The following is an 8065-nucleotide window of genomic DNA, read 5'->3' on the forward strand; positions in this document are numbered from 1 at the left end:
TCAAAGAGAGGCCGAAAAGCCTTACCAATGGCCTGTATTTTCCATGCTTGCCCAAGGCTCTGCGGGGTCCTTTGCACCGCCCTTCTGCAGCAACTCAATCGAGATATTGTCAGGCGAGCGGACAAACGCCATACGCCCATCGCGGGGCGGACGGTTGATCGTCACGCCATTGTCCATCAGATGCTGGCAGAGCGTGTAGATATCATCGGTCTCATAGGCCAGATGCCCAAAATGACGACTGTCAGAAGGCAACCCCTCATCCCCGTCCCAATTGTGGGTCAGCTCAACTGGGAAATCCTCATCCCCCGGCGCCGCCATGAAAATCAGTGAAAACCGACCGCTTTCGCTGTCATGCCGCCGCGTCTCCCGCATCCCCAGAAGTTCAAAAAACTTCATCGTCGCGTCCAGATCCTTCACGCGCACCATGGTGTGTAGATATTTCAAGTGCATCCCAGCCTCCGTCTAACGTCTTTGACAAAAACTTAGAGCGCGACCGCTCCGGAGCCAATGCAGATTGGACTAAAACGCCGACCGAAAGTTCAGGCCAAAGGTGCCAGCGCTGCTGCCAAACTGCTCGAGGTTGGATTCAGTTTGCTCATACCCAACCGAGACGACCGGCTAAAATCCAAAAAATTCCGCCTGCGGGATCGCAATGTCGGCACTGAACGTGACCGAGGTATCAGTGCGGTCAAACGGTGCAAAGCGCGTGTCGCCAATATCTTCGGCCAAAACTTTAGCGTTGCCGAAGAATGTGCCATCCGAAGCAACATCTGCGGGCTCAAATCCAACATCTAGCAACACAGGCGACAATTCCGCATCCAAAACAGTTGGTGCCACCGTGGTTCCTTCGGACATGCCACCGTTTAAGCTCATGTTCACAAAATCTGTGTTGATCAAAACCTCGCCTTGGACGCGAGCGGGTTGCCCAGAAAGCAATCCGACGTGGACCCCTGACGTTGGGGTCAACAACAGGCTTGTGTAAACTTCATCAAAATTCAGAATGCCAATATAATAGTCGGTATAAGCAACCAAGTCTTTGTCCGGCTGGCTGGCCAAAGGTGCGGTATAGCCACCCGCCTGCGCATAGTTGGTACCAGCCATGAACGTCTGGAACTGACCGCCATCCATGACAAGCGCGCCAACCGTGGCCTCATCCTCGCTGGTCTGCACATAGGAGACAAAGAACCTGTCGAGCGGATCTTCCTGCTGGGTCTAGGCAATATAGCCCGGCACATCCAAGGCAGGGGTCCGCTCACACACAGCACTCTCTGGTGTTGAGTCGAGCGACCTGATGCGTACTTCCAGCGTCCCCGCATTCGGATCGTAGGAGTCACCGTCCAAAGTTCCGGCGATCGCCTCCGGAACGCCATTGCCAGCAATCGGAACCTCTTCCCCGTCATCATCTAGCAAAGGTTCCTCATCATCCGGCAAATCAACCGGTGTGTCGTCCTCACTCAAACCAAAATCCAAAGGATGCTGATTATCGCATGCTGCCAATAATGCGATAAAGGATGCCATCGTTAGAAAACGTGTCATGTGAATGCCCTGCGCTCAGTTTAATTGTCGCTTTTTTGGGTACAAGTCAGATGCGGCAAGAATAAGTCAATGCAAAGCTCGTGCAGCATCAGCCAAAGATTGCCAAATATCGAGGTTTTGCCATACCTTCCCTCAAGATATAGTGGCTTCCGACTCAACAGCAGCCACCGGTTGATCCAACGGGCAGGGGACAACGATGCAAGAATACCTCAACGCACTCAAAACCGTGATGGAGCAGGGCATCCCATCGGATGACCGCACGGGCACGGGCACGATTTCCCACTTCGGTATGCAGTGTCGTTATGACCTTAGCCGCGGCTTCCCACTTGTTACCACCAAGAAACTCCACCTCAAATCCATTATCCACGAACTCCTCTGGTTTCTCGATGGCGACACCAACATCAAATACCTCAAGGACAACGGCGTCTCCATTTGGGACGAATGGGCGGATGAAAACGGCGACCTCGGCCCTGTCTATGGCCACCAATGGCGCAGCTTCCCGAAACCGGGCGGGTCGACCGACCAGATTACCAACCTGATCGAGCAGATCAAAACCAACCCCGACAGCCGCCGCCTCATCGTCTCCGCCTGGAACCCTGGCGAGGTGGACGACATGGCGCTCCCCCCCTGTCACACGCTCTGGCAGGTCCGCGTCCAGAACGGCACCATGCACCTGCAACTCTACCAACGCTCCGCCGACATGTTCCTCGGCGTGCCCTTCAATATCGCCTCCTACGCGCTGCTCTTGGAAATGCTCGCCCATGTGACGGGCCACACAGCGGGGGAGTTCATCCACACCATGGGCGACGCGCATATCTATTCCAACCATGTGGAGCAGGTGAAAACCCAGCTTGCCCGTGAACCACGCGAAGCACCGCGCCTCATCATCAATCGCAAGGTCGACAGCATCTTCGATTTCAAGCTCGAAGATTTTGAATTCGAAGGCTACGACCCGCACCCCCACATCAAAGCACCGGTGGCTGTATGATCTCTCTCATCGTAGGACGTGCCACGAACGGCGCCATTGGCCGCGACGGCGACATCCCGTGGCACGTGAGCGAAGACCTCAAGTTTTTTCAGAGGGAGACGATGGGCGGCGCCCTCATCATGGGCCGCAAAACATGGGAAAGCCTGCCCTTTAAGCCCCTGAAAAACCGCCTGAATGTGGTGGTGTCTCGGGGGGAGGTTGCGCGCGCCGACCTATCCGTTAATTCAGTCATGACGGCCGTCAACGCCTGCCGCGCCGCTGGTCATTCCCGCATTTACGGCATCGGCGGCGCCGGCATCTACGAGGCCATGCTGCCCATCGCCCACCGCCTGTTGATTACAGAGGTGGATCTGGAGATCGCCGACGCCGACACCTTCTTCCCCGCTTTCGATGAAAGCGGCTGGACAGTCGAGCCGGGGATCGTGCTGAATGCCGAGGGGCCACGGTGCGTGATGCGGGAGTTTTTGCGGGTTGGGTGATTGCACACCTTCAGCGTTTGTTTGGCGTATTTTACTGAACTAGAGCGCGAGTCTATTTGTTGCTGAATTTTGGATTTAGGGTGAAAAAATCGTTCACGGTAAAGTTGATGCAGTATGCAAATTTTGTTCTTAAGTTTGGTGAAAGAGAGCTTTTGGACGAATTTGAGATTGTAAGCCGCGCTTCCGAGCGTCAGAGAATCCACGCCGCCCTCAATCGCATCACGGAGGGCGAATACGGCTATTGCATCGATTGTGGGGAGGAAATCGCGCCCAAACGCCTTACCGCCGACCCTGCGATTGCGCTCTGTCTGGACTGTCTCAGGGGATAGGCGATTCGGCGTGAATGTAGCGAAATTTGTGCGCGGATTCCTGCTTTTGTTTTGTTCTAAAACCCGTCCCGCCGCACCCGCTGGGATTGTTTTTGACCAAAGTCGAAAGTTAAAACCTGTGGCAATTTTTGTTAACATGCTGAAATTTTAATAAATTCCTGTTTAGGAATCAGCGAGTCAACCCGAGTGGTGCTTGGCTACGTGGGGAATACAATTTTGGCGTTCCTACGACAGCACGTTAAATAATCACCTAGCTTCGTAGATAGTGCTGTTGGTTCCGAGTAAGGGGATGACCATGAAAACTGCTGCTGAGATTAAATCTGACAAACAGACGTTTCCGACAATACGGCGTTATCCGCTAGACCGCCTATCGGACAAAGCTGAAGAGATGATGCGCCCTGAAAGCGCCTCGGATCTCTCGAAGAAGACAGTAAAGACAAGGTGGGCGGGCTAAAGCGCCCGCTCTCGTGTTACTCGACTTTGCCGAGGTTGCCCGCCATCTGGCGGCCATCGCGACCTTCGATCAAGTCGAACGTCACTTTCTGATCGTCGGCCAAACCGGTCATACCGGCCTGTTCTACGGCTGAAATATGTACAAAAACGTCTGATCCGCCTTCGTCGGGCGCGATAAATCCGAACCCCTTCGTGGTGTTGAACCACTTTACTGTGCCTGTCGGCATGGTCTTTCTCCAATCAATGCGCCAGTCTTGCAGCGCCCCGATCGGGCGTAGTTCTTCTGGCTTTGTGGAGAAAGAGGTAAGTGTTTTTTAACAAAAGGCAAATGACAACTCCGCATGATGGGCTATGGTGTGGCGATATTGCCCAGTTCGAGGACCCTGATGCGCGTATTTGCCTTAAAATCATGCGAAACCTGCCGAAAAGCCATCAAAGCGCTGACCCAAGCAGGCTTGACGTTTGAGGTCATTGATGTCCGTGCCGATGGGGTGGCGGAAGGCGAACTGGTGGCCATCCTCGACCAGTTCGGCGAAGAAGCACTCAACAAAGCCTCCACCACCTGGCGCGGCTTGGATGAGGCGGCGCGCGCCGATGATCCGCTGGCGCTCCTCACCGCGCATCAAACGCTGATAAAGCGCCCTGTAATCACCGATGGGAACCGCTGGACGCTGGGTTGGAAAGCTGACGCGCAGTCAGTTTGGCTTGGCGAATAGCTCAATGATGCATATCTAGGGTCCGAGTAGTACGGGAGAATAACATGCGCAACGCCGCCACGTTTCTAGGCATCATCGCAGGGTTGATGGGCATTTTCATCGGTTTCTTTGGCTTTGCCTATGTTGAGTTTAGTGAGGCACAGCCGCAAATCGCGGAAAACCTCGGTCTTTTTGAAAACCCCGCTTTGATCCAATTCGCGAGCTTCATTGCGCCGCTTCTGGCCATCGCGGGCGGTGCTGTGGCTGCCTCCCGCGGGCTTTGGGGCGGCATCGCGATGCTTTTGGCGAGCGCGTGTTTCTATTACGCCTTCGGGTTCAACGTCTTCACGTTTTTCCCGATTGGCTTTGCCGGTTTGGGTGGGCTGCTTGCTATTGCGGCGCGTCAGCCCGATAGCCCAACATCACATTAAGTGCACGATTGAGCGAAAAGCTGCCTGCGCCTTTGAAGACCAGCACCAGTAGGCCAAGGATCCAAAACGTGCGTTGATCGAGGATTAACGCATCGGACGCTACATCGAACCATGCGCCAAATACCCTAGGATCAGATGCGCCGCCATGCGCATTAAGGTCGGTCTAGGACTGTACCACAATGAAGCCGATCATGCCCAAGGCATTTCAGCTCATGCTGGAAGGTCGCGGTCGAGTGCTTCCAAAGAACCCATGCGCTCAGTTCCGTCAGCCATTGCAGGAACTTTGATGTCGCCGCACGTGCCTGTTGGAACCAGTGTCCAAGCGTTGCCTTGGTAATCAACTGTGTATGTGCCTACACATGTTGTGCCTAGGCCAGCGGCACAGTCGTTTTCGCCAGCCAGCGATACGCCGTAACACTTTTCATTTTCTTGAGCGGCCGCACCAGTTGCGATGCCAGCAATGGCTGTTGCGACTGCAGATGCGACGACGAGTGTTTTAGATACCGTGGACATGGGTTCCTCTGTCTTTGGTTGGCTAACTTGTCCGCCGTGATTGGCGATGGGTGAACCGTATGCGGTGGGATGCCGTGCAGATACTTCCAAACTTGTGTCTCGCGCTTCTGTGAGCGGTTTGTGAGGGATTCCTGATGACGGGTGAGGGAAATCCGCTCAAAAAACAAACCCGGCGGGGTGAAGCGCCGGGTTTGTTACAATTTCGAGGCTGTGTTTGTTACAGAAGGTCGGGCGCTTTGGCGGCGCTGGCTAGTTCTGTAACAATCTCAGCCAGAGATGTTACAGACGTCTTGTTCTCACCAAGGCGTCGGATGCTCACGGTCTTCTCTTCTACTTCACGCGCGCCGATGGCGAGGATGATGGGCACCTTGCCGTGGCTGTGCTCGCGGACCTTGTAGTTGATCTTTTCATTTCTGAGATCAGCTTCCGCCCGGACGCCGACCGCTTTCAGGGCCTCGAGCACCTCATGCGCATAGTCATCTGCGTCAGAGATGATGGTGGCGACGACAACTTGGCGGGGGGCGAGCCAGAACGGCAGCTTGCCTGCGTGTTCTTCGATCAGGATGCCGATGAACCGCTCGAACGAGCCGAGGGTCGCGCGGTGCAGCATGACGGGGCGGTGTTTGCCACCGTCTTCGCCGACAAAAGTTGCATCGAGGCGTTCGGGCAAGTTTGCGTCCACTTGCAGCGTGCCGCACTGCCACTGACGGCCGATGGCGTCGGTGAGGGTGAATTCCAGTTTAGGACCGTAGAACGCGCCTTCGCCTTCAAGGATTTCAAATTCATGCCCTGCCGCGTTGCAGGCGGCACCCAGCGCTTCTTCCATCATGTCCCATGTTTCATCCGACCCGATCCGCTTTTCTGGACGGGTGGAGAGTTTGATGGTCCAGTCGTCAAAGCCGAGGTCGGAATAAATGCCGCTGAGGAAGTCGATGAAGGTTTTTGTCTCTGCTTCGATCTGGTCTTCGCGGCAGAAGATGTGGCCGTCGTCTTGGGTAAAGCCGCGCACGCGCATGATGCCGTGGAGCGCGCCGGAGGGTTCGTAGCGGGCGCAGGAGCCGAACTCCGCCATGCGCAAGGGCAGGTCGCGATAGGATTTGATGCCTTGGTTGAAGATCTGCACGTGGCATGGGCAATTCATGGGCTTTAGCGCGTTGATCGCTTTCTCGCGAGCGTGCTCTTCGTCCACTTCGACGATGAACATGTTTTCTTGATACTTATCCCAGTGGCCAGAGGCCTCCCAAAGCTTGCGGTCGACGACTTGCGGGGTGTTCACCTCCACATAGCCGCCTGCGCGTTGCTTGCGGCGCATGTAGTTTTGCAGCTCAGTATAGACAGTCCAGCCGTTGGGGTGCCAAAACACTTGACCGGGCGCTTCTTCCTGCATGTGGAAGAGGTCCATTTCGCGGCCCAGCTTACGGTGGTCGCGTTTGGCGGCCTCTTCCAGCATGTTGAGGTGCTTCCGCAGCCCTTCTTTATTGGTGAAGGCGGCACCATAGATGCGTTGCAGCATTGAGCGGTCGCTGTCGCCGCGCCAATAGGCACCCGCGATGGACATCAGGCGGAAACCGTCGGCAGGCACTTGGCCGGTGTTTTGCAGGTGTGGGCCGCGGCAGAGGTCTTGCCAATCGCCGTGCCAATACATGCGCAGCGGTTCGTCGCCTGGGATGCTCTCAATCAGTTCGACTTTGTAAGGCTCGTCGCGATCCTTGTAATAAGAGACGGCTTTTTCACGGTCCCAAATCTCGGTCGTGACCTCATCACGTTTGTTGATGATCTCTTTCATCTTCTTTTCAATGAGGGCGAGGTCTTCGGGAACGAAAGGCTCCTTCCGATCAAAGTCATAGTACCAGCCGTCTTTGATAACTGGGCCGATGGTGACTTGGACGTCGGCCCAGATTTCCTGCACAGCGCGGGCCATGATGTGGGCAAGATCATGGCGGACGAGTTCGAGCGCATGCTCCTCATCCTTCATGGTGTGCAGCGCGATGGAGGCGTCTTCGGTGATTGGCCACTGCAAATCCCAATGCTGACCATTCACAGTCGCAGAGATTGCCTTTTTGCGCAGAGAACTGGAAATGTCGGCAGCAACATCGGCAGGGGTGATGCCCGCGTCGTATTGACGTGCGTTGCCATCGGGAAATGTCAGGGAAATTTGAGTCATCTTTGGCCAAGCTCCTCGTCTGTTTGGCGCCTACGGAACGCCGGGTTGCGGGTTGTGATGTGGGACAGCTTGTCGCTGTGTTGCAGGTGTGTGTCAATGGGGTGTTTGGGGCAGCGTTGTTGGATAGCGATCCCCTGTTATTGCCTGCATTACGCGATGGGTGCGTCGTAGTCGTGATCAACACATGAGGACAACATGCGACTACTTCCCTTTTCTTCCCTCGCCGTGCTTGCTGCCTGTGGTGCATCAATTGGACCAACGAATGTACGGTACAGCCCGACCTTTAGCGCTGTCCCGACGCGCGGCATCAGTGAGCTGAACCCTTCGGTCGAAGTGCCCAGCCGAGGTGGCGCACGCTACTCAGTTGATATTGGGTTCGGCTCTGGAACGGTGAGCGACATCGATGATGCACGGGTTATGGGCGATATAAGTATAGATGTCGATTTTGAGCGCAACAGTATTGACGGAACAGCGGAT

At 55.3% G+C, this 8065-nt stretch carries 12 protein-coding genes; 6 read left to right on the forward strand and 6 right to left on the reverse strand.

All coding sequences use genetic code 11. The annotated features are described in order from the left end of the window. Positions 1–21: 21 nt before the first annotated feature. From ACTF5F_RS11995 to ACTF5F_RS12005, 3 genes are all read right to left on the reverse strand, one after another. Complete coding sequence (locus ACTF5F_RS11995) at positions 22–450, reverse strand: VOC family protein (RefSeq protein ID WP_438957103.1); 429 nt, start codon at positions 448–450, stop codon at positions 22–24. Positions 451–618: 168 nt separating this feature from the next. Next, positions 619–1170 (reverse strand): hypothetical protein, encoded by a 552-nt coding sequence (locus ACTF5F_RS12000; protein WP_438957104.1) that lies wholly within the window; start codon positions 1168–1170, stop codon positions 619–621. A gap of 42 nt (positions 1171–1212) precedes the next feature. Beyond that, the gene (locus ACTF5F_RS12005) at positions 1213–1536 is read right to left on the reverse strand and encodes a hypothetical protein (RefSeq protein WP_438957105.1); all 324 of its coding nucleotides are present in this window, start codon (positions 1534–1536) and stop codon (positions 1213–1215) included. A gap of 196 nt (positions 1537–1732) precedes the next feature. Here ACTF5F_RS12005 and ACTF5F_RS12010 point away from each other — a divergent pair, with 196 nt between their 5' ends. From ACTF5F_RS12010 to ACTF5F_RS12020, 3 genes are all read left to right on the forward strand, one after another. Next, a complete protein-coding gene (locus ACTF5F_RS12010) occupies positions 1733–2524 on the forward strand; it encodes a thymidylate synthase (protein WP_438957106.1) in 792 nt (263 codons plus the stop codon). After that, positions 2521–3003, forward strand: coding sequence for a dihydrofolate reductase (locus tag ACTF5F_RS12015; protein ID WP_438957107.1), 483 nt, complete (start codon positions 2521–2523; stop codon positions 3001–3003). The genes ACTF5F_RS12010 and ACTF5F_RS12015 overlap by 4 nt, the downstream gene beginning before the upstream one ends. Before the next feature lie 107 nt (positions 3004–3110). After that, positions 3111–3332, forward strand: coding sequence for a TraR/DksA family transcriptional regulator (locus ACTF5F_RS12020; RefSeq protein WP_438957108.1), 222 nt, complete (start codon positions 3111–3113; stop codon positions 3330–3332). A gap of 470 nt (positions 3333–3802) precedes the next feature. Here the strand turns inward: ACTF5F_RS12020 and ACTF5F_RS12025 are convergent, their stop codons facing one another. Beyond that, positions 3803–4012 carry a cold-shock protein gene (locus tag ACTF5F_RS12025; protein WP_438957109.1) on the reverse strand — a complete coding sequence of 70 codons (210 nt, stop codon included), beginning with the start codon at positions 4010–4012 and terminating at the stop codon, positions 3803–3805. Between the two features lie 159 nt (positions 4013–4171). Between ACTF5F_RS12025 and ACTF5F_RS12030 the strand changes: the two genes are divergently transcribed. Both ACTF5F_RS12030 and ACTF5F_RS12035 read left to right on the forward strand, forming a co-directional pair. Further along, a complete protein-coding gene (locus ACTF5F_RS12030) occupies positions 4172–4501 on the forward strand; it encodes an arsenate reductase family protein (protein WP_438957110.1) in 330 nt (109 codons plus the stop codon). 44 nt (positions 4502–4545) lie between these two features. Further along, positions 4546–4911, forward strand: coding sequence for a hypothetical protein (locus ACTF5F_RS12035; RefSeq protein WP_438957111.1), 366 nt, complete (start codon positions 4546–4548; stop codon positions 4909–4911). A 210-nt stretch (positions 4912–5121) separates the two neighbouring features. Here ACTF5F_RS12035 and ACTF5F_RS12040 read toward each other — a convergent pair whose 3' ends face one another. Next, positions 5122–5424: a BufA1 family periplasmic bufferin-type metallophore gene (locus ACTF5F_RS12040; protein ID WP_438957112.1), complete on the reverse strand. Its 303-nt coding sequence runs from the start codon at positions 5422–5424 to the stop codon at positions 5122–5124. A gap of 217 nt (positions 5425–5641) precedes the next feature. After that, positions 5642–7588, reverse strand: a complete 1947-nt coding sequence (gene thrS, locus ACTF5F_RS12045) for a threonine--tRNA ligase (protein ID WP_438957113.1) — start codon at positions 7586–7588, stop codon at positions 5642–5644. Positions 7589–7783: 195 nt separating this feature from the next. Here thrS and ACTF5F_RS12050 point away from each other — a divergent pair. Beyond that, positions 7784–8065 (forward strand): hypothetical protein (locus tag ACTF5F_RS12050; protein WP_438957114.1); only part of this gene is annotated, 282 nt, incomplete at its 3' end.

This window comes from Cognatiyoonia sp. (genome assembly GCF_965661665.1).
GTDB lineage: Bacteria > Pseudomonadota > Alphaproteobacteria > Rhodobacterales > Rhodobacteraceae > Cognatiyoonia.